The 19,756-nt window shown below is 61.8% G+C and carries 21 protein-coding genes, 1 pseudogene and 1 CRISPR repeat array; of the genes and pseudogenes, 11 read left to right on the top strand and 11 right to left on the bottom strand.

Annotated elements, in window-relative coordinates; translation table 11 throughout:
- Positions 1–38: 38 nt before the first annotated feature.
- Together TNEU_RS04735 and trm10 are read left to right on the top strand one after the other, a co-directional pair.
- The gene (locus TNEU_RS04735; RefSeq protein WP_012350301.1) at positions 39–1,193 is read left to right on the top strand and encodes a cobalamin-independent methionine synthase II family protein; all 1,155 of its coding nucleotides are present in this window, start codon (positions 39–41) and stop codon (positions 1,191–1,193) included.
- 219 nt (positions 1,194–1,412) lie between these two features.
- A complete protein-coding gene (gene trm10, locus TNEU_RS04740; RefSeq protein WP_148682491.1) occupies positions 1,413–2,378 on the top strand; it encodes a tRNA (adenine(9)-N1)-methyltransferase Trm10 in 966 nt (321 codons plus the stop codon).
- On the opposite strand, the pseudogene TNEU_RS10415 reads toward trm10, so the two are convergent.
- From TNEU_RS10415 to TNEU_RS04770, 7 genes and pseudogenes are all read right to left on the bottom strand, one after another.
- Positions 2,370–2,857 (bottom strand): annotated as a pseudogene (locus tag TNEU_RS10415) (membrane dipeptidase). The gene trm10 and the pseudogene TNEU_RS10415 sit on opposite strands and share 9 nt — an antisense overlap.
- The gene (locus TNEU_RS10480; RefSeq protein ID WP_012350303.1) at positions 2,854–2,988 is read right to left on the bottom strand and encodes a hypothetical protein; all 135 of its coding nucleotides are present in this window, start codon (positions 2,986–2,988) and stop codon (positions 2,854–2,856) included. Before TNEU_RS10480 ends, TNEU_RS10415 begins: the two are co-directional and overlap by 4 nt.
- A gap of 24 nt (positions 2,989–3,012) precedes the next feature.
- Entirely contained in the window at positions 3,013–3,663 is a 651-nt protein-coding gene (locus TNEU_RS04750; protein WP_012350304.1) for a 7-carboxy-7-deazaguanine synthase QueE, read from the bottom strand.
- The gene (locus TNEU_RS04755; protein WP_012350305.1) at positions 3,660–4,088 is read right to left on the bottom strand and encodes a hypothetical protein; all 429 of its coding nucleotides are present in this window, start codon (positions 4,086–4,088) and stop codon (positions 3,660–3,662) included. The genes TNEU_RS04750 and TNEU_RS04755 overlap by 4 nt, the downstream gene beginning before the upstream one ends.
- The gene (locus tag TNEU_RS04760; protein WP_012350306.1) at positions 4,085–5,281 is read right to left on the bottom strand and encodes a SufD family Fe-S cluster assembly protein; all 1,197 of its coding nucleotides are present in this window, start codon (positions 5,279–5,281) and stop codon (positions 4,085–4,087) included. Before TNEU_RS04760 ends, TNEU_RS04755 begins: the two co-directional genes overlap by 4 nt.
- A complete protein-coding gene (locus TNEU_RS04765; RefSeq protein WP_012350307.1) occupies positions 5,259–5,945 on the bottom strand; it encodes an ATP-binding cassette domain-containing protein in 687 nt (228 codons plus the stop codon). The genes TNEU_RS04760 and TNEU_RS04765 overlap by 23 nt, the downstream gene beginning before the upstream one ends.
- Before the next feature lie 44 nt (positions 5,946–5,989).
- On the bottom strand, positions 5,990–6,415 hold the full coding sequence (locus tag TNEU_RS04770) for a PadR family transcriptional regulator (protein WP_012350308.1): 426 nt from the start codon (positions 6,413–6,415) through the stop codon (positions 5,990–5,992).
- 91 nt (positions 6,416–6,506) lie between these two features.
- On the opposite strand from TNEU_RS04770, the gene TNEU_RS04775 reads away from it, so the two are divergent.
- The gene (locus TNEU_RS04775; RefSeq protein WP_012350309.1) at positions 6,507–7,409 is read left to right on the top strand and encodes a fumarylacetoacetate hydrolase family protein; all 903 of its coding nucleotides are present in this window, start codon (positions 6,507–6,509) and stop codon (positions 7,407–7,409) included.
- On the opposite strand, the gene TNEU_RS04780 is transcribed toward TNEU_RS04775, so the two are convergent.
- Positions 7,410–8,144, bottom strand: coding sequence for a DUF4097 family beta strand repeat-containing protein (locus tag TNEU_RS04780; RefSeq protein ID WP_012350310.1), 735 nt, complete (start codon positions 8,142–8,144; stop codon positions 7,410–7,412). It lies immediately after the preceding gene.
- 69 nt (positions 8,145–8,213) lie between these two features.
- Between TNEU_RS04780 and TNEU_RS04785 the strand changes: the two genes are divergently transcribed.
- The 4 genes from TNEU_RS04785 (at position 8,214) to TNEU_RS04800 (ending at position 10,778) form a co-directional block, all read left to right on the top strand.
- Positions 8,214–8,747, top strand: a complete 534-nt coding sequence (locus TNEU_RS04785) for a hypothetical protein (RefSeq protein WP_245521989.1) — start codon at positions 8,214–8,216, stop codon at positions 8,745–8,747.
- 20 nt (positions 8,748–8,767) lie between these two features.
- Positions 8,768–9,778, top strand: coding sequence for a porphobilinogen synthase (gene hemB / locus TNEU_RS04790; protein WP_012350312.1), 1,011 nt, complete (start codon positions 8,768–8,770; stop codon positions 9,776–9,778).
- A 296-nt stretch (positions 9,779–10,074) separates the two neighbouring features.
- Complete coding sequence (locus TNEU_RS04795) at positions 10,075–10,425, top strand: hypothetical protein (protein ID WP_012350313.1); 351 nt, start codon at positions 10,075–10,077, stop codon at positions 10,423–10,425.
- Entirely contained in the window at positions 10,401–10,778 is a 378-nt protein-coding gene (locus tag TNEU_RS04800; protein ID WP_148682353.1) for a hypothetical protein, read from the top strand. Before TNEU_RS04795 ends, TNEU_RS04800 begins: the two co-directional genes overlap by 25 nt.
- Positions 10,779–11,103: 325 nt before the next feature.
- On the opposite strand, the gene TNEU_RS04805 is transcribed toward TNEU_RS04800, so the two are convergent.
- The gene (locus TNEU_RS04805) at positions 11,104–11,469 is read right to left on the bottom strand and encodes a hypothetical protein (protein WP_012350316.1); all 366 of its coding nucleotides are present in this window, start codon (positions 11,467–11,469) and stop codon (positions 11,104–11,106) included.
- A gap of 275 nt (positions 11,470–11,744) precedes the next feature.
- Positions 11,745–13,660: a CRISPR direct-repeat array (repeat unit 25 nt; unit sequence CCAGAAATCAAAAGATAGTAGAAAC).
- Between the two features lie 127 nt (positions 13,661–13,787).
- Here TNEU_RS04805 and TNEU_RS04810 point away from each other — a divergent pair.
- The gene (locus TNEU_RS04810; RefSeq protein ID WP_012350317.1) at positions 13,788–14,756 is read left to right on the top strand and encodes an Lrp/AsnC family transcriptional regulator; all 969 of its coding nucleotides are present in this window, start codon (positions 13,788–13,790) and stop codon (positions 14,754–14,756) included.
- Here TNEU_RS04810 and TNEU_RS04815 read toward each other — a convergent pair.
- Positions 14,753–15,646, bottom strand: a complete 894-nt coding sequence (locus TNEU_RS04815) for a substrate-binding domain-containing protein (RefSeq protein ID WP_012350318.1) — start codon at positions 15,644–15,646, stop codon at positions 14,753–14,755. The two genes, TNEU_RS04810 and TNEU_RS04815, sit on opposite strands and share 4 nt — an antisense overlap.
- A 32-nt stretch (positions 15,647–15,678) precedes the next feature.
- On the opposite strand from TNEU_RS04815, the gene TNEU_RS04820 reads away from it, so the two are divergent.
- The 3 genes from TNEU_RS04820 to TNEU_RS04830 are packed head-to-tail and all read left to right on the top strand — an operon-like array spanning position 15,679 to position 17,832.
- Positions 15,679–16,593 (top strand): ABC transporter substrate-binding protein, encoded by a 915-nt coding sequence (locus TNEU_RS04820; protein WP_012350319.1) that lies wholly within the window; start codon positions 15,679–15,681, stop codon positions 16,591–16,593.
- Positions 16,583–17,227: an ABC transporter permease gene (locus TNEU_RS04825; protein ID WP_012350320.1), complete on the top strand. Its 645-nt coding sequence runs from the start codon at positions 16,583–16,585 to the stop codon at positions 17,225–17,227. The genes TNEU_RS04820 and TNEU_RS04825 overlap by 11 nt, the downstream gene beginning before the upstream one ends.
- Complete coding sequence (locus TNEU_RS04830) at positions 17,224–17,832, top strand: ABC transporter ATP-binding protein (RefSeq protein WP_012350321.1); 609 nt, start codon at positions 17,224–17,226, stop codon at positions 17,830–17,832. The genes TNEU_RS04825 and TNEU_RS04830 overlap by 4 nt, the downstream gene beginning before the upstream one ends.
- 1,570 nt (positions 17,833–19,402) lie before the next feature.
- Here TNEU_RS04830 and TNEU_RS04835 read toward each other — a convergent pair.
- Positions 19,403–19,747, bottom strand: a complete 345-nt coding sequence (locus TNEU_RS04835) for a HEPN domain-containing protein (RefSeq protein ID WP_012350322.1) — start codon at positions 19,745–19,747, stop codon at positions 19,403–19,405.
- Positions 19,748–19,756: the final 9 nt, after the last annotated feature.

The following is a 19,756-nucleotide window of genomic DNA, read 5'->3' on the forward strand; positions in this document are numbered from 1 at the left end:
TAATTTCAAAATTTAAATACAGACCTTTGAGTTGCGCCATGCCTCTCCCGAGGACGTTTATAACATCGGTGGTGGGCTCCTGGCCCAGGCCCACCTGGCTGATAGAGGCCTTCGAGAGGTTCGAGAAGGGCCAGATGGACCAGCAGACCTTCAACCAGTACCTCGACGACGCCGCCAAGCTGGCCATAAAGGACCAGGAGGAGGCGGGCCTAGACGTGATCACAGACGGGGAGCAGCGGAGGACCTCCTTCGTGGCCTTCGTCGGCCAGAAGATAAGGGGGTTCAAGATCGTGAGGGTGGAGGAGCTACACCCCAACGCCAAGGAGATAATGAAGAAGTACAAGGCACCCCTCACCCTCTGGAGGCCCGTCATCGCTGGCTACATAGAAGACAGCGTACTCGCCGTGGACGAGGTGCAGTACGCCAAGAAGGTCACCCAGAAGCCTCTCAAGGTCACTCTCCCCTCCCCCTACCTCATAATGTGGGAGGCGTGGCACGCCAAGATCTCCGCCCCCTACTACCCCAGGCCGGAGGACGCCGCGGAGGCCTACGTCAAAGTGCTGAGGAACGAGATAGCACGGCTTATAGACGCCGGCGTGGCCTTCATACAGCTGGACGAGCCCATGCTCGGCGACTTAGTCGAGGCGGAGCAGAACAAGCCGGATAGGTACAAGCAGGTGGCCTCCGAGCTCTACGGCCAGAGGTACAGAGGCCTAAAAGACGAGATACAGCTGGCGGTCGACCTCGTCAACGAGACAGTAAAGGGCTACACCACCTCCGTGAGGATAGGCATGCACCTAGACCGCTGGCCCACCGAGGAGTCCCCAATAGTGGGCTACGAACGCCTGGCCCCCCAGGTCTTCGACGTGAAGGTGAAGCAGTACGTGGTCGAGTACAAACACCCGAGGATGGGCAACCCCGAGGAGTTCGCCAAGATACTCCCCTCGGACAAGGAGATAGGGCTGGGCTCCATCGACGTCCGGGACCCCAAGAGGGTGGAGACCGTCGACGAGGTGGTGGCCCACGTGGAGAAGGTGGCCAAATACGTCGACCCCACCAGGATATGGCTAAACCCAGACTGCGGCTTCGCCCCCGGCATGTACCGCGCCTTCCCGCGCGCCGTCGCCATAGAAAAGCTAAAGGTGATGGTGAAAGCCGCCCAGATCCTACGCCAGCGCTACTGGTGGGCCTAAAAACGCCCTCCCAACTCCCACCGACCGCGCCTCCAACGAGCTCACTGACCCGCCGCCCATCCCCCGGCGCTCCCGTCAGCGCCGCCACCACAACACCGCCCAACGGCGCCGGGGGGACAAGCGCCTTCTAGGGAGACCCCGCCTTGTCCACCGCCGTGCCGCGGGGCGGTAGCCGCGACGCCGTTTAGGTTTTTATGTCTGGTTTGTTGAGGCGGCGTGTTGGCCCCGCTTTGGAGGTCGTTTTTCCGGTTTCTGGCGGAGAGGGGGGTGGACTCCCTTTGTCTCCCGCCGCATTTTAGGTGCTGGGGGGATGTGCCCCAGTGCGTGGCCGTGGGGGTGCTCGTGGGGAGATACGCCGTGTGTAGGGGGGAGAGGCGGGGCGGGCGGCTGGGGATGTGGGAGGGGGTGGAGGTCTTGGGGGGCCGCGGCGCGGGGGTCTGCCGTTGGGTTTTGGCGAGGCGGTGCGCGGGGGGGCGGCTGGAGGTCGATTTCTCGCCGCCGGAGAGGCCTCGGATCGTGGTCGACCTCTCGCTGTGGGGGGAACACACGCCGGGGGAGAAGCACGAGCTGGTGGAGCAGATCCTCGCCACGTTGGGCGCCGTACGCAGGGTGCTCTGGGACGGCAACCTCTGGGTGACGAACGCCCCCGGGGAGTTCCTGGAGCTGCTCGGCCTACACGCCAGGGGGCTTGTCCACCGGATGAACATCTCGGGCGGCCCCCCGCCTCTGGAGAAGCCGGTGGTTCTCGACCCCGAGGGGGACTGCCTCTTCACGGAGGAGGCGGCGCGGTCCCACTGGGAGTTCATCATCGGTGGGATCGTGGACAAGGAGAGGACGGCCAAGTCGGGCACCAGGAGGCTGGCGGAGCTACTCGGCGTGGAGAAGAGGTGCAGGATAGAGCTGAGGGGGTCCCTCGTGGGGGTGCCGGACAGGATAAACAAGATAGCCGAGATCGTGCTTTCGGCCCTAGCCGGCGTCCCCCTTGAAGAGGCCATCCTCAGGGCCCAGGCCAAGAGAGACAGGGTCTACAGGCTCATGTGGGAGATCCAGAGGAGGGCCCTCCGGCTCCCAGACGGCAGGCTGGCGATCACCAGAGACGCCCTGGCGGAGGCCAACTGGCTGGGGGCGCCCCCCGGCGAGGTGGAGCTGGCCCTCAGGAAGACCCACGCTGTGGTTCTAGGGTAGAACCTCCCTGAGGACCCCCGCGGCGTTTCGCCACATGACCGCCTCCTCACGTCTGAAGCCGGCCTCTGTCAGCGCCTCAGCCAGGCGGAAGATCTTATCCACCGGCTCCAAGCCCCTGGGCGTTATAGATATGCCGAGGTAGTCCGTGCCTATGGCTAAAACCTCCACGCCGAATTTATCCTGTACCTCGCGTGTTTCGCCAGATCTCTAGGGGTGGGGTCGCCGGATGTCGTAGACGGTATGAAGGCGAGGCCTATCACTCCGCCCACGTCGCGTAGCTTTTTGAGCACCCCGTCTCCGGCGTTTCTCCTGTGGCTGTGCACAGCGGCGGCGTGGGCGCGGCTCACCACCACCGGCCTCCTCGCCGCCTCTGGGACATCCAAGGAGGTCCTCTCCCCGGCGTGCGCCAGATCCACCAAAGGGCGGGGGCTGAGGGAGGTGTGAAAATAGTGGGCTGTCCTGTAGACTATAAAAGTCACTCCTCTAGCTCCTCGACGATGTTGCGCAGCTCGTCTAAGGCCTCCTCCGCCAGTCTGCAGTCGCCCTCGTCCACGGCGGACTCCAGGAGGTCCACCACGTCTCTCAGCCTCTTCGCCAGCTCCTTGGACATGCCCCGGCCTCCGTCCCCCCTTATTTACTTTCCCCTCGCGTTGCCCCAAGCCTCCACGTGTAGCCTCGGCGTGACGCGGAGCCTGTGTTCAACCGCGGCGTCCCAAATCCGGCGGAGGACCTCGGCGTGTTGCTCCGGCGTCTCCGCAAGCGGCATCAGGAAGACCCTATCGCGGGGTATGCCGTGTCTCTCAACGTAGCGGGCCGCCTCCTCCACGTCCTCCACGCCCCCCACCACGAACTTGAACCAGGCCTTGGGGCTCCTCGGGTAGTGGGGGTGCAGGGGGGCCTCCACCCCGGCGTTGGAGAGCTTAGGCGACACGTCGTAGAAGTCGACGCACGCGTCCAGCTGGGGGGTGGGGGGATAGACGCCGCTGGTCTCCACCTCCACTGTGCCCAGCCGCCGGAGGGGGCAGGCCAGCTCGTGGAGGTTGCGCCAGATCAGCGGCTCCCCGCCGGTGATAACCACGTGGCCCAGCGGGCCGTGCGCCGCCGCCCTCCTTACGACCTCCTCCGCGTCTAGCTCCTCGCCGCCTAGGGGGTCCCAGCTGTACTTCGTGTCGCAGTAGCGGCACCGTATTGGGCAACCCGCCAGCCTGATGAAGACGGCGGGTCTGCCGAGGTTCACCCCCTCGCCCTGGAGGGAGGCGAAGATCTCCAGCACCCTGAGCTTCACGGCGCCGCCCTCTCAAGCCTCATCTCGCCGAGGAGCTTCAGCACCTCGTCTATGTACCGCTCCGCCGAGGCCCTATCTATCGCCCTCTCGGCGTATATGTGGCGTAGCACCTCCTCGTATCTCCCAAACCGCTCGTTCAACCTCCTCCACGCCACCCCCCTCAGCCTCTCCGCAAGCCCCGGGTCCACGGGGAGCCTCCCCTCGGCCATTAGGCAGGCTATTATGGGGTACCCCACGTACCCCCTATACACAGTGCCGTTGTCGTCGCTCCTGGCCCTCCCCCCGGCCACCTCCACGCGGTATACCCTATCCCCCTCGGACGACACCACCTCGCACCTCCCCGGCCCCAGCACCTTGACTCTCCCATCCGCCACAGCCCCCAGGGCCTCGAGCACCTTTATCCTAGGCGGAGGCCTAAGCCTCACATCGCCCTCTCCGCCACCAGTTTTTCAATGTTTTCCACGTACCTCCTCGCCTGCTCCGGCAGATACCGGTGGATGTCCGTCGTCACGAACCCCCTCACGAGGATAGACACGGCCTCCTCGTAGGTGAAGCCCTTTGCCATGAGGTAGTTGATCTCCTCCTCGGCAAGCCTGCCGATGGAGGCCTCGTGGGTAAGCGCCGCGTCTCTGTGATACGCCGCCAACTGCGGAACAGTCACAGCCCTCGCGCCGTCTGAGAGAAGCAGGCCGCTACACTCCACGTGGCCCCTAGACGGCTTGTAGGCCTCCACCAGCGCCCGCATGACGACGCTGGAGCTGTCCGCCGCCAGAGCCCTCGTGGTCAGCTCAGCCGCGGCCCCGTCGCCCTCCAGCACAGCTGTGGTGCCCACGTCGATCTTCGCCCTCCCAAGCCCCAGGAGGACCGAGGTGGCGTGGGCCCTCGCCCCGTCCTTCAACACGATCCTCGGGCTTGTCTGGAGGGAATCCACCTCCTGGAGGTTGGCGTAGTACTCCACGTACTCCCCGCCCTCCTCCACCAGCACCCCCGTGCGCGGCCTCACGTGGGCCGCCCTAGCCCAGCTGTGCACCATGATGAAGCGGAGCTTAGCCCCCCTCAACACGTAGAACTCCGACACCGCGGCGTGGAGCCCCACGGCCTCCGGCGCAATAACGCAGCCCGTGTAGACCACCGCCTCCGCCCCCTCCTCCACCACAACCACGTTGTGCGGAGCCTGGAGGCCGCCGCGGACGATGGAGAGACACGCCAGCACCGGCTCCCTCACCTTAGCCCCGGCCTTAACCCTAACCACATACCCCCCGACTCCCCTGAGCGCCGCCACGGCCGTGTATTTGTCCAAGTCGGGGGGCACGAGGCGCCAGAGGTACTCCCTGGCGAGGTCCGGGTGGGCGTCGGCGAACTCCTCCACCCTATACACCTCCACCCCCGGGAGGCGGCTCAGGTACCTAAAGTAGGCGTTGTCCCCCTGTATATAGTAGGCGGGCGCCCCCGCGGACACGCCCACCCTCCCCGCCGCCTCCGCCACAGCCCCCTCCCCAGCCGGCCCGCCCCCGTCGCCGAACTGCGCCACGTCCACGTCAGGACCATAAGGGGCGGGGCGGCCAAGCGCCGCCTTAGCCCTCTCCCTAACCTCCTCAAGCCACCCCCGCGAAGCCATGGGCAAGCACCTCCTCCGCCAGCTCCCGCCCCCCGCACCTCCTCAGCCCCCCGCCGTAGAGGACGCAGACCTTGTCCGGGGGCAGGTGCCTAGCTATGTGGGCCCCGTGGGTAACCACGACGAGCGCCGCCTCCTCCGCCAGCTTCCTCAACGCGCGCGCCACCACCTGGAGGCTGTCCACGTCTACGCCGCTGTCGGGCTCGTCCACAAGCGCCGCCTTCGGCCTACGGGCCAACACCGTGGCCAGCTCCACCCTCTTCCCCTCGCCGCCGGACAGCCTCCCCACCTCCCGCTCCAGGAGGTGCTCCACCTCCACAGCCCTAGCCACCTCCCGGACGTCGCACCCCCACTTCCTACATATGTTGCCCAGGAGGGCCCCCACCCTCACCCCCTGTAGCCGCGGCGGGGTCTGGAAGGCCAGGGCGAGGCCCCTAGCCGCCCTCTCGTGGGGCCTAAGCCTGGACAGATCCTCGCAGTCTAGGAGGACCCTCCCCTCCGGCGCTTCGTAGCCCGGGATCCCCATCAACGCCTTGAGGAGGCTGGACTTCCCCACGCCGTTGGGGCCGAGGATGTACACGGCCTCCCCCCTCGCCGCGGAGAAAGAAACGCCGCGTAGCAGCTCCCTCCCCCCAACCCACACGGAGAGGCCCTCCACCACAAGCACGTGGGGAAAAAGAGTGCGGCGTTTTATATATCTCGGTGCAGAATTTACACCTTCTGAAGCACCTCGGCGATCTTCCTAATCCGCTCCCTGTGGGGCGCAACCCTCTCGGGCTCCGTGGCGGCCACGTCGGCTAGATAGAGGGCCCAGCTCTCCAGCTCCTCCACCACCTCCTCCACGCTCCTCGGCCCGCCCAGCCTCGGCCCCCTAGCCCAGGGGATCAGCTTGGCGGCCCGCCGCCCCGCCTCAGTCAGCTCGTACCGCCCGTCCTCCCTCCGCCTCGCCAGCCCCTCCGCCTCCAGTTGCCTCAGCAGGGGGTAGACCGAGCCGGGCGAGGGCCTCCAGAACCCCCACGTCACCTCCTCCACAGCCCTAATCAGCTCAGCCCCGTTCATAGGCCGGTCGGACAGCAACCACAGCGCCACCTCCCTCAGCCCCTTCCTAGATATGAACGCCCACGGGGGAGGCCCCATGTATCCACGAAACAGCCGCCTTTATAAGCTTTTTCGGATTCGATATCGAATCCGATAGTCAACGGATTTATACCCCCCGCCCCCCGCCGCCGTGAGGCTCCTCACCTTCAGAAGAGGAGAGGTCAGGAAGGTCGGCCTCCTAAGAGGCGGAAGGGTGCTGGACCTCCCCGAGGCCTACAAGGCCACCTTCGGCACCGAGGAGGCCCCCGACTTCCTCTACGACATGAGGCGCCTCATCGCCCTCGGCGACCCCGCCCTCGACGTCGTGAGGAGGCTGGAGAGGGAGGCCAAGGGCCCCCTCTACCAACCCGCCGAGGTGAGGTGGGAGCCCCCCGTCCCAAACCCCGAGAAGATACTCTGCGTAGCCGTCAACTACAGGGCACACGGCGCCGAGACCGGCCTGGAGCCCCCCGACAAGCCCTACTTCTTCCCCAAGTTCCCAAACGCGCTGGTGGGCCACGAGGGCTACGTGCTGAAGCACAGGGTGGTGCAGAAGCTGGACTGGGAGGTGGAGCTGGTGGTGGTGATGGGGCGCCCCGGCAAATACGTGGATCCCGAGAGGGCCCTCGACCACGTCTTCGGCTACACCGTCGGGCTCGACATGTCCATGCGCGACTGGCAGAACCCAGACGAGAAGACGGCCAGGCAGTACGGCAAGAACTGGATATGGGGCAAGACCATGGACACGGCGGCGCCCGTGGGCCCCCACATCGTGACGAAGGACGAGGTGCCGGACCCCAACAAGCTGGCGCTGAGGCTTTGGGTAAACGGCCAGCTGGAGCAGGAGGGCAACACCTCCCACCTCATCTTCAACGTCCAGCAGCTGATACACTGGGCCTCCCAGGGCATAACCCTACGCCCCGGCGACCTCATCTTCACCGGCACGCCCCCCGGCGTGGGGTGGGCCAAGGGGAGGTACCTCAAGGGAGGCGACGTGGTGGAGGCCGAGGTGGAGTCCATAGGCCTGCTGAGGGTCTACATCGCGGAGGAGTAGCTACAGCACCACCAACCTCCTCAGCACCTCCGCCCTATCCACCCTAACCCCCCCGAACCTAGAACCCAACACGAAGACCCTGCCCCCCACCTCAAGCCCCGACAGATCCAGCCGCCCCCCCGACGACTCCACCACAGCCACGTCCCCCTCCACCCGACCCCCCGACAGGTCCACGTCCCCCCTCACCCGCGAGAGAGACACGGCGTACGCCCGCGCCCCCGCCGCCACATCACCCCTAAAGCCGTCCACCGCCACCTCACCAGCGGCAGAGGCGCCGGAGAGGTCCAAGGCCCCAGACGAGTCCACAACGACGACGTGCCCCCCGACCCGCGCCCCCCTAGCCGAGATGCGGCCCTCGACGGAGGCGGCGAAGAAGCTGTAGGCCACGCCGCCCGAGAAGTAGACGCCCCCCGCCGCCTGGTCGATATATATGTGCCGGAAGCGGGCCCCCTCCAGGTATATATCACCCCTCACGCTGTACACGAAGAGGTCAACCCCCCGCGCCCCCCTCAGATCCACATCCCCAACCACGAACTCCACCACAAGAGGCCCGTAGATCCTAGCCCCCCTAAGCCTAGGCGCCACCTCCACAGCCTCGCCCCCAGGCAGGCTACACCCCTCGCAGTCAGCCGTAAAGACAAGCTGCCGGCGGCACGCCGGATCCCTCACACACCCCGGGTCGTGATACGGACAGAGGCCTCCCTCCCCAGCCGGCCGGCCACAGAAGCACCTCACCCCCGCCCCCCGGAGGCTGAGTTAAAAGCTTGACCCCAGCCGGGGCAGCCCTCTGGAGAAGAGGCGCATGTGGACAAGCGTGCTCCGGCGGCCGCGCCCGAGGGGCCCGGCGGGTCTGCCGGCGGCTCCGGCTGGGCTGAAGCGCTGACCTTTAAAACCCCCGGCCGCCCGCCATACGTGGCGGTCTTCCTCATGTCTATCAAGCCCCAGCTCGGCCGGCAGATCCTCGCCGGCCAGAGGAGGTGCGAGCTGAGGAGGCTCGCGGGGCCTCTGGTGCAGCCCGGAGACGCGGTCTACCTCTACTTCACCAAGCCCGCCGCCGCCGTGGCAGGCCGCTTCACGGCGGGCCTAGTCTTCATAGCCCCACCCCGTAGCCTCCCCCGCCTCCTCCAGCAGCTGGGGGACTGCGGCGTCGGCGAAGAGGACACGAGGCGCGTCCAGGGCGCCCGCTACGCCGTGTTGATAGAGGCGAGGAGCCCAGCCCCCTGCGCCGCCCCCGTCCCCCCAGCCGCCGCCGGGCTGAGGCCGCCCCCCAGCTACAGGAGGCTGGACCCCCGCTCCGCCGCCCGCCTAGAGGCCCTCTGCAGAGGCGAAAAGATATAAGGACCCCCGCCGGCGGGGGCATGAGGTACCCCGCCGCCAGGCCCCGCCGCCTAAGGACAAGCAAAATCGTTAGAGACGCGGTGGCGGAGACAGCCCTGGACCCCGGCGACTTCATCTACCCCATCTTCGTCAAGGAGGGCCCCGGCCCCGAGGCCATACCCACCATGCCCGGCCAACACCGGTGGCCCGTCGGCGAGGAGCTCGTCAAACACGTGGAGGAGGCCCTCGCCCTGGGAGTCAACAAGTTCATCCTATTCGGCGTGGTGCCCGAGGAGCAGAAAGACCCCCACGGCTCCAGGGGCTACGACCCGGAGGGCCCCGTCCCCAAGGCCCTCCGCCTCCTAAAGGAGACCTTCGGCGACAAGGCGCTCCTCTTCGCAGACGTCTGCCTCTGCGAATACACAGACCACGGACACTGCGGCGTGGTAGAGACCGCCGGCGGCAGGTGGCACGTCGACAACGACAAGACCATAAAGCTCTACGCCAAGGAGGCCCTCGTGTACGCAGACGCCGGCGCCGACTTCGTCGCCCCAAGCGGCATGATGGACGGCCAGGTGGCCGAGATCAGAAAAGCCCTAGACGCCCACGGCTTCCACCACGTGGGCATCATGGCATACAGCGCCAAATACGCCTCAGCCTTCTACGGCCCCTTCCGCACAGCCGCCGCCTCAGCCCCCAAATTCGGCGACAGGAGGACATACCAGATGGACCCCAGAAACGCCCACGAAGCCCTCAAAGAAGTCGCCATGGACCTGGAGGAGGGCGCAGACATAGTCATGGTAAAGCCAGCCCTCGCATACCTAGACGTAATCCGCCTAGTAAAACAGCACTACCCCTGGGCCCCCCTAGCCGCCTACAACGTCTCCGGAGAATACGCCATGGTAAAAGCCGCCGCAGCCGCCGGATACATAGACGAGAAGGTCACCACGCTGGAGATCCTAACCGCAATAAAAAGGGCAGGCGCAGACTTAATCCTCACCTACCACGCCCCAGAAGCCGCAAAATGGCTAAAAGACGGCACCCCCTTCTAGTCCCCACCTAAGCCGCGGCCACCCCCCGCTCCACAAGCCCGAGCGGCACCCCGCGCAGACCCCGAAGCCCACAGGCCGGAGGCCAATGGGGCACAAACCACGCCGGGCCACCGCCGCGGCATGCCGACGCCGCCACCCGCGGGCCGCCCCGACGCGCCCAACGGCCGCTACCCCACAAAGCCGAAAGACAAATAAGGACGTGGAGCAGATCAGCCGCGAGCCTTGGCGAGGTTGGAGTAGGCACCATCAAGCTCACCGACGGCGCAGTTATTAAGCTAAAGAACCTGATACTAAACGTGAAGGAGATCGGCTTCTCCCCCTTCGGCGGTGTAAACTTCGACGTGAGCGTCGTGGGCGGCATATACATTGAGGACTTGCCTGAGGAGCTGAAGAAGGCCGTGGCCGACAAGCCCTTACTCCCACCCACGCTTCCAACAGACGGTTGGGAGCTGGTTGACATAGCGGAGCAGGAGCCCGCGGTGGCCGAAACCACGGTTGAGACGTCGAGAGGAAAATTCGACGTCAGGGTCGTCGCCGAGGTGGTCATGGTTTCACGAAACATAAATTATAAAACTCCACGCAACGAGCCAGTCTACTGGGCGTACTGGGTCAGCAAAGTCTCGTGGACACAACCCAGGCGCGGGTGACCACCATGGCGGCAAACCAGGCGATTTACATCAGAGGAGACGGAAACACGCCCCACAACGAGCCGCGGAAAAAAATCTCCACCCCCCTGGGCATGGACCCTGGACCAATACTTGTGGCAATACGGAAGACGTTAAAAATCATCAACGAAAACAAGGAGGTAGAATTAGTCGACGTCGACATAGCTAAAGAGATCGACGGAAATTGGGAAACAACGGTAATAAAATACGCAATGAGGGGCGACGCCGACGCGCTCCTCAAGGTATGGGACCAACTATCAAAGACAATCCACGGCGAACTCAAAAAGCTAGGGATCGACAAGGACGTATTCGTAGTCGTGGAGCCACATGAATGACATCCCCCGGGACTTCCTAGAAATAGCCAACGCCATCGCCACCTGCACATTAAAAGAGCTAGACCGATGTTTCCTCGAAACCAACGAGGGACTCATGAGGACCGGCATCAGCAGAGCATTCCGCGTTTCTACTAGCCAGGCGGGCACTTAACCTAGACCACCACAAGAGCAGCGACGTCCACCAACACGGACAAAGAAACCAAAGACCACTCGGCCAACCCCCTTCCACACACCCGGCAACACCCCGGTCCCCCAGAAACGCCATCACAAGCCCCCACCCAGAACACCACAAAGCCAACCACCACACCCCAACCAACACAACCCCCTAGCCGTCGTCTAGTATCTTTTTGGCGGCGCTTGGCCAGTACATCGCCAGCGCAGAGGCGGCGTATTCTATGGCCATTGCCGCCTCCCAGGCGCGTATCTTCCAGCGGGGGGAGTCGCGGTAGCGGCTGGCGACGTAGTAGGCCTTTTTGAGGGCGTCGACGAGGGCAGCCACGAGGTGCCTAACGGGGAGGGGCCTTGGGACGAGCCACCTAACCCTCACAGCCACCCCCAGCAGGTCGTCCACAGAGCCGAGGTAGACGGTATCACGAGGACGCCACCCCACCCTCAGATACAGCCGACGGCCCAAAAGCCAGAGATAGCCAACGAGAGGGCCAACTCTCACACGGCCAAAGTAGAGATACATGCCTACGATATCCCACAAGCATTAAAACATTACTCTATATGTCAGTAAAGGATGTAATATACTTTAGACAAGGGTTTAGAAGGCCAAACGCGAAGAATGGCGCTGGGTGGCCGCCTTCTCTAGGGCGCGTGTATGATGGTAAAGGCGAAGAATGGCGTACGCCGGAGCTCAGACAGAGGAATATATGAATGTAAAGGGCGGTGGAAAAGCGACCCCCGAACCAACAAAAAACCACGAAAAAACTTAAAAACCCAAAAGATCTGAAAATACAAGCCCCAGAAATCAAAAGATAGTAGAAACTGAACGGCGTGACTGTTGCTGTGTCGCCACTCCACTCAAACATCCAGAAATCAAAAGATAGTAGAAACAAAGTCGAGACGCAAGGTGGGGGGTTGGTATGAGGTGCTACGCCAGAAATCAAAAGATAGTAGAAACTGGACGGTCTCACTACATGGATTTACTGAGCGCCAGACGTCCAGAAATCAAAAGATAGTAGAAACGTGATAAATGTGTTTAACGCATCTGTTTCACATTCCGCATCCAGAAATCAAAAGATAGTAGAAACGAATATACTTGATCTGTGTCCTTGTGATCTTCTCGTCGAAGTCAGAAATCAAAAGATAGTAGAAACGCTCCGCACTGTATACACACGACGCCGTCGGCGACGGTCACGAGCGCCAGAAATCAAAAGATAGTAGAAACCATCTGCATGACCATATACCTCATCAGCCCCTGCATCATGGTTCCAGAAATCAAAAGATAGTAGAAACGTTACGTGGTGGTATGGCAGGAGTGTTAAGATTATGGTGGCGCCCCAGAAATCAAAAGATAGTAGAAACATGCTCGGCATACAATCGCTGGCCCCCTCCCCGCCCTAAAGGGCGCTAGAAATCAAAAGATAGTAGAAACATGAACAAGGAAGTCGATGTCGAGGTGGTGCCTGAGGAACCCAGCCAGAAATCAAAAGATAGTAGAAACCCTAGAACACCAAAAGGCGCAGGCCATGAGCCCCAACACTATGCCAGAAATCAAAAGATAGTAGAAACAGCTTCTTCCTACGCTCCTCTGCGCTACCCTCAGAAGTCACCAGAAATCAAAAGATAGTAGAAACGCGTAGTTTATGTGGATGAGACATATACGTCAGCTACATGTCCACCAGAAATCAAAAGATAGTAGAAACTCTACATCTGTCCAGAACCTGTATGCCTCGTTGGCAACATATCCAGAAATCAAAAGATAGTAGAAACCCACCTCCAGTTGCCACCTCAACCACGGCACTGCCTATCTTCCGCCCAGAAATCAAAAGATAGTAGAAACACGGTACCAGACGCAGATATGCCGCTCTGAGATGGCGATATGTTGCCCAGAAATCAAAAGATAGTAGAAACGAAGCCGGCGTCGGGGGCCGCGTCGCCCGGCCCGCGCCAGAAATCAAAAGATAGTAGAAACAGCCAACTGGCCCTTGACACGGCCCCCGGGCCGGGGGTTGACAACCAGAAATCAAAAGATAGTAGAAACTTCGAAGTTGCATCCGCTCGACCCCTCCCTCTCCTTCCGCCCTCCAGAAATCAAAAGATAGTAGAAACCCTCTACAGAGACATCACATGTCAATAAACCCGCGCCTGCCCAGAAATCAAAAGATAGTAGAAACGCCCCCGCTGTAGCTGAAACATACTTTGACGCGTTGCTTTCCCCAGAAATCAAAAGATAGTAGAAACATTATGTCTGAAACTGGTCTTGCCGTTGGCGTGCTCCAGAAATCAAAAGATAGTAGAAACCAGGAGAGAAGCCGCAGATGGCATAACAAATTCGCCATAATCCCAGAAATCAAAAGATAGTAGAAACGAACGAGAAAGGCGCCGCGGGGGCGGCGTGGTTGGACGAGCTAGTCCCAGAAATCAAAAGATAGTAGAAACATATGGAGTATCCAGAAATGAAGCCGCAAGCCATTTCAGTTCTCCAGAAATCAAAAGATAGTAGAAACCCACTTGCCATATCGTTGTAGCCGAGCCGCACCGCGTACGGAGACCCAGAAATCAAAAGATAGTAGAAACGCTAGTCGGCGTGCCGGTGGCGATTATGACCCTCGCCATGCCGCCCCAGAAATCAAAAGATAGTAGAAACCGCTGTCTCTACCTCTCTCGTGCGCATGGTCATCGGCAACGTCCAGAAATCAAAAGATAGTAGAAACCCGTATTGCGTATGAGGTGCGCTTCAAGGAGTTTTTCCCTAAACGCCCGGAAATCTAAAGTGTGGGCTTGTTGGTGTGGTGGGGGTTGGCGGGTTGATGTTTTTATGTGCCAGTGGTTTTTTCTGGTATGGATTCTCGGTTGGTGGATGTGTTGATGGAGGTTCAGTACGATTTTCCTCTGGTGGAGCGGCCTTTTGCTGTGGTGGGTGAGAGGGTTGGGCTTGGGGAGGGGGAGGTGGTTGAGGTTCTGCGGGGGGCTGTGAGGGCTGGGGTGCTTAAGAGGATTGGGGCGATTTTGAACTACAGGGCGAGGGGGATGGAGGCGGCTTTGGTGGGGATGGCTGTGCCGGAGGACGTCGTCGAGGTGGTGGCGGCGGAGGTGAATAGGGACCCGTACGTGAGCCACAACTTCCAGCGGGATTTCAAGCCTTACAACCTGTGGTTTGTGACTAAGGCGCGTAGTAGGGAGGAGCTGGAGGGGAAGGTGGCGGCTGTGGCTGGGAAGTTCGGCCTGGACTACGTGATCCTCTACTCGCTTAGGTCCTACAAGGTGGATGTGAGGTTCGACCTGAGGAGGGGGGTGTCGTGGACGAAGGGCGAGGTCATGCCGGAGTCTCCTCCCTCCGTGGAGTCGCTTGGGGTGCCGCAGGCCTTCTTCTCCAGGGTGAAGTCTCTGCCGCTGGTGCCCGAGCCGTTTAGGGAGGCGGCCGAGGCGCTGGGCACCTCCGTGGGGGAGGCGCTGGCGAAGATCAGGGAGCTGATCAAGCTGGGGGTGCTCCGGGACCTCCACGGCACCCTGGACGGGGAGGCGGTTGGGTTTAGGGAGAACGCCATGGTGGTGGTTAGGGAGCCGGTCTGCGAGGCGGCGGCTAGGCTCAACATCACCACCCACGTGGTCCTTAGGAACACGGTGCCGGGGAAGTGGCGGTACCCCTGCTACTTCATGGTCCACGGCGTGTCTAGGCAGGTCCTCGAGGACTACATCAGAGACGCCGTCCGCAGGCTGGGGGTGTCGGAGTACCGGGTTCTATACAGCGTGAGGGACTTCCTGGGGGGGCGGGAGATGGGGAGGAGGGTGGAGCGGGTGGCGGACTAGGGGCAGACCACCTGCCCCGCGTCTCCCCGGGGGCGGCTGCCGGGGCCCAGCCTCAGGCCGGCGGCGAAGCGGGAGGCCTCGCCGCAGGCCTCCGGCCTGCAGACGAAGTCGAAGTCCTCCTCCCAGAGCCTCACGAAGTGCAGGCCGTGCCTCTCGGCGGCGGCCCGCGTCGTCACGGTGTAGTCCGCCTCGCCGGCGGCCACCCTGGCGGCGGCCTCGTCGTGGGTCTGGGCCACGTCGCCGTAGCCGGGGGCCTCCCGGGGGGAGACGCCCAGCTGGCGGAGTAGGCGGTCTATGTGCGCCCTGGTGCCGGCGCCCGGGGGCCTGTTCACCAGCCTCATGTTCGCCAGCTGCGTGAGGTCGGCGATGGGGCGCCTCGCGGCCACCCCCACCTCCCTCCTGAAGCCTCTGACTAGGCAGAGGTGGGGAGCGTAGGCGGCGACGGCCTGGAGGTTGTCGCCCAGGTGGACCCCGCCGAAGTGGGCCAGCCCCCCGGCCACCATGAGGAGGCCCTGTAGCGACCCGACGAAGTAGGCCTCGCCGCCGCGGAGGGCCTCCTCCACCGCTGGGTCGTGGCTGCCGGCGTATATTAGGGGGGAGAGGCCCAGCACGATGCCCCTCCTGGCCGCCTCGGCCATGTACAGCCGCAGGGCCCTCCGCCCCGCCTCGGTGAGCCTCGTCCCGCCTCTCCTGGAGGCCTCCACCAGCCTCGCCCCCATGGCCCTCTCGGCGCGCGCCACCAGGTTCCAGAGGGTGGTGTAGGGCATCCCCAGCGCCTGGGCGGCCCTCTTCATGGAGGCGGTCATGTCTATGGCGAGGAGGGCCTTGAAGACCTCGGCCCCCAGCTCCGCCCCCCCTACCACGGCCTTGAGCTCGGCCACGAAGCGCACAACAGTTATAAAGCCCGGATTTATAGTTTCTTATGTCCAAAATTGGATATCTGATAATTGTAGTGGCGTTGGCGGTTGCGGTTGCGCTCTTCATCGCAAGCCAGCGGCCGCAGACCGCCGCGCCGCAGCAGACGGCGCCTAGGCAACACGCCGTCCTCTACATGGCCACCACCACCAGCGTCAAGGACACGGGCCTCCTCGACGTCTTGATCCCGGACTTCGAGAGGTGGGCGGCGGAGAGGGGGTACGACGTGGAGGTTAGGTACTCAGCCGTCGGCACGGGGCAGGCCCTCCTCATGGCGGCTAGGGGGGACGTGGACGTGGTGCTTGTGCACGCCCCCGACCTCGAGAGGAGGTATCTGGAGAACGGCACCCTCAAGTGCCGAGACGTCATAGCCTACAACTTCTTCATCGTGGTTGGGCCCAGGGGGGACCCGGCCGGCGCCAGGGGGACCTCCGCGGCGGAGGCCTTCAGGAGGATAGCGGAGGCCAAGGCCCCCTTCGTGTCGAGGGGCGACAGGTCGGGCACCCACATCAAGGAGCTGTCCCTCTGGCGCGAGGCCATAGGGAGGGAGCCCGACCCCAAGGTGGACACGTGGTACATCTCGGCGGGGGCCGGCATGGGGCAGACCCTGCTGTTGGCCAACGAGAAGAGGGCCTACGCCCTAACCGACGTGGGGACGTGGCTGAGGTACAGAGATAGGCTGGATCAGCTGGAGGTGGTGGTTCCGGCGGCGCCCGACTTGATAAACATATACAGCTTCGAGATCGTCAAGCCCTCCCCCGCCGCCAAGCTCATGGCCCAGTACATGCTGACGAGGGGCCAGGAGGTCATCGGCAACCTGACCGTGGCGGGTCAGCCCCTCTTCACCCCCATCTCCAGGGCCGACCCTAGGGCCATGGAGTGGATAAAGCCGGCCGTCTTCGGCCCCAGCTGTGTCGGCTGAGCTGGCGGGCATAGTGCTCAACTCGGTCTACGTCTCCGCCGTCCCAGCCCTAGTCTCAGCCGCCGTGGGCACCCCAGCCGCCCTGTGGCTACACACGAGGGGCGGCCGCCTGGCGGAGGCCCTCAAGGCGCTCTTCAACGGCCTCGTGGGGATCCCCACGGTCCTCCTCGGCCTGCTCCTCTACCTCCTCCTGGCCAGGTCGGGGCCTCTGGGGGGCCTCGGCATCCTCTACACCCTGGAGGCGGTGGTGGTGGGCCACACCCTCCTGGTCCTCCCCCTGTACCTCTCCTACGCCATGACCGCCCTCGACGGCGTTGACCCCAGGGTGAGGGAGCTCGCCGAGATGTTCGGCCTCGGGAGAGCAGCCCTCCTGAAGATCTACGTCAGGGAGGCGGCGGGGGGCCTGGCGGCGGCCGCCGCGGCGGCCTACGGCAGAGCGCTAGGGGAGCTGGGGATAGCCCTCATGCTGGGCGGCGACATTAGATACAGGACGAGGGTCCTCACCACGGCGGTGGCCCACGAGACCATGCTCGGAAACTGGGACGCGGCCATACAGCTGGGCGCCGTCCTCCTAGCCATGGCGGTGGCGGTGAGCGCCGCCGTGACGGCGCTGGGCTTCAGATACAGGGGATGATAAGGGCCGTCCGGCTGGGGAAGAGATACGGCGGCTCGTGGGTCTTTCGGGGAGTTGACCTGGAGCTCCCAGACGCCGGCATGGCCGCCGTCGTCGGTCCAAACGGCTCAGGCAAAACCACCCTCCTGAAGACCCTCGCCGGCCTCCTGAAGCCCGACGAGGGCGAGGTGTACATAGACGGGGCCCCCCTCGCCGAGGCACTACGGCGCATGAGAAGGGCGGTGCTCTACGCCCACCAGGAGCCCCTCGTCCTCGCGGGCACAGTAGAGGACAACCTCATCTGCCACGACGGCGACGTCCTGGACGCGCTGGGCCTAACCCCCCACCTCCACAGAAAAGCGAGACACCTCTCCGGCGGCTACAAGAAGCTCCTCACCATCGCCAGAGTCCTCACATGCCGCCCCAAAGCCGCCCTACTAGACGAGCCCACAGCCTACCTAGACGCAGACAAGAGAAAAACCCTCATGGACTACCTACGGCAGTACTCAAACAAAGCCCTCGTCCTCCTGACAACACACTACCCAGGAGACATCCCACCAGACACCCCCCACTACGAACTCAGAGACGGCGCCATAAAAACCACCAAACCTACATACCCTATATAGACAGCGGCGTTTATAAATCGTCGTGCAGCAACCCCTTTTTTTTTGTAAAATCGTTCTACTCCTCCGTCGCTGTGTGTTTGTCAAGCGGAGATCCAGTTTAAAAAACGGCGGGCAGAACAACGGCGGACGGCGCCGCCGACCTCCAGCCACACGCTTTCAACTGCGGGACGCACGGGGTCAGCTCTAGAAAAACAAGCAACCCAGAAAGAGCAGTCTCAAGAACACCCCGAAATCAACACAAAACCCCACAGAGAAAAACTTAAAAACCAACAAAAACCAAAACCCAGAAGACCCAGAATCTCAAGTTGAGGATTGAAAGCGATCAGCTTGACGATCGTGGAGTGTATTACCGACTTCTGCTCCTCGGGAATCTCAAGTTGAGGATTGAAAGCGTAGTGGTAATCTCTAATCTCTCTAATGATGTCCTCATTCTCCAGAATCTCAAGTTGAGGATTGAAAGCTTCATGACCGCATTAAATATATCGGGGTCTTGCATTGCTACGAATCTCAAGTTGAGGATTGAAAGCCTCGAGGAAGGCGTGGGGATCCCTGGCCAGCAGCTCAGCCGAATCTCAAGTTGAGGATTGAAAGTTTAACCGCAGAAACTTGTCGATAACTGAAAAAACGGGGTTGGAATCTCAAGTTGAGGATTGAAAGTTGTACTCTTATAGAAACGTATTGTGGCCACCTTACGGCGGAGTGGAATCTCAAGTTGAGGATTGAAAGCAGTCTCCGCGGATGCTTGTGCATCGTTCGGCGCCGACAACTCAGAATCTCAAGTTGAGGATTGAAAGATCTTCACAGCGTAGTACACCTGCGTGTGGCTGAGGGAGAGGAATCTCAAGTTGAGGATTGAAAGCGTCTAGGACGAGGGGCACTATCATTATGCGCCTGTCCGAATCTCAAGTTGAGGATTGAAAGCTCAGCTTGTAGACGTTCTCCATGTATTCATCGATATAGTACAGAATCTCAAGTTGAGGATTGAAAGCTCCACCAACGTCCTTATCTCTTTTAGGCATATTTCCATGTATTGGGAATCTCAAAAAGAGGATTGAAAGCAAATACATGTAATACGTTGCAGTATTCTTATACAGCCTACTCTTTACGAATCTCAAAAAGAGGATTGAAAGAATTGCCCCACGACTTGGGGGAGAGAAACGGCGGCGTGGGGGTGAATCTCAAAGAGAGGATTGAAAGAGGAGAGCGGCGTCGACGACGTCCGCCCTTCCGGGGAACTTGGGAGAATCTCAAAAAGAGGATTGAAAGATAACATCCATAAGGTTTATTGGTCGTGCGAATGGCACCTCTTCATTGGGCAGAGAATCTCAAAGAGAGGATTGAAAGTCCACCACAGAGCCCGTAATTGTATACCACCGCGAATACCTGAATCTCAAAGAGAGGATTGAAAGATCTGTATATGCGCCAACCTGTCAATAAGCGGGTCTGCGTTTTGAATCTCGAAGAGAGGATTGAAAGTGCACCGGAATGCACCGGAAAACCTACACTGTGCCCCTGAGAATCTTAAGTTGAGGATTGAAAGCCTCGCGGGATTTTAAGGGGGGTTGGTTGTTTAGGTGGGTTTTGTGGTTTTGAGGTGGTTGTGTATGAGGTCGGCTAGTAGTTCGGCGCATTTTATGCAGGTTTGTGCGTCGTTGGAGAAGGCTTCGCGTTCTAGGCATTGGGCGCATTTTTCTGCGTCTGGTGGGGGGTTTCCGCCGAAGATTTCTCTGACTAGGGCTGGGAGGCGTTTTATGCTTTCCGCCTGGCCGTAGGGGTGGTACCCCAGGGCGCCTTTGGCCAGCGCCTCGGCTGAGACGTATGCGTTGTAGCAGGCGGCCGTGGCGTCTCCCTCCTCTAGGGCGGCTAGGGCCTGGTGGAGGTGTCTGAAGTGCCTCTCCAGCCACTTGGGGTGCATGTGCCTCAC

It is taken from the genome of Pyrobaculum neutrophilum V24Sta (assembly GCF_000019805.1).
Taxonomy (GTDB): Archaea; Thermoproteota; Thermoprotei; order Thermoproteales; family Thermoproteaceae; genus Pyrobaculum; species Pyrobaculum neutrophilum.

Excerpts from the sequence above, each read along its gene's own strand:
- TNEU_RS04735 (WP_012350301.1), top strand. The coding sequence starts at position 39 with ATGCCTCTCCCGAGGACGTTTATAACATCGGTGGTGGGCTCCTGGCCC.
- TNEU_RS10480 (WP_012350303.1), bottom strand. The coding sequence starts at position 2,988 with ATGTCCAAGGAGCTGGCGAAGAGGCTGAGAGACGTGGTGGACCTCCTG.
- TNEU_RS04760 (WP_012350306.1), bottom strand. The coding sequence starts at position 5,281 with ATGGCTTCGCGGGGGTGGCTTGAGGAGGTTAGGGAGAGGGCTAAGGCG.
- TNEU_RS04770 (WP_012350308.1), bottom strand. The coding sequence starts at position 6,415 with ATGGGGCCTCCCCCGTGGGCGTTCATATCTAGGAAGGGGCTGAGGGAG.
- hemB (WP_012350312.1), top strand. The coding sequence starts at position 8,768 with ATGAGGTACCCCGCCGCCAGGCCCCGCCGCCTAAGGACAAGCAAAATC.
- TNEU_RS04805 (WP_012350316.1), bottom strand. The coding sequence starts at position 11,469 with ATGTATCTCTACTTTGGCCGTGTGAGAGTTGGCCCTCTCGTTGGCTAT.
- TNEU_RS04810 (WP_012350317.1), top strand. The coding sequence starts at position 13,788 with ATGGATTCTCGGTTGGTGGATGTGTTGATGGAGGTTCAGTACGATTTT.
- TNEU_RS04820 (WP_012350319.1), top strand. The coding sequence starts at position 15,679 with ATGTCCAAAATTGGATATCTGATAATTGTAGTGGCGTTGGCGGTTGCG.
- TNEU_RS04830 (WP_012350321.1), top strand. The coding sequence starts at position 17,224 with ATGATAAGGGCCGTCCGGCTGGGGAAGAGATACGGCGGCTCGTGGGTC.
- TNEU_RS04835 (WP_012350322.1), bottom strand. The coding sequence starts at position 19,747 with ATGCACCCCAAGTGGCTGGAGAGGCACTTCAGACACCTCCACCAGGCC.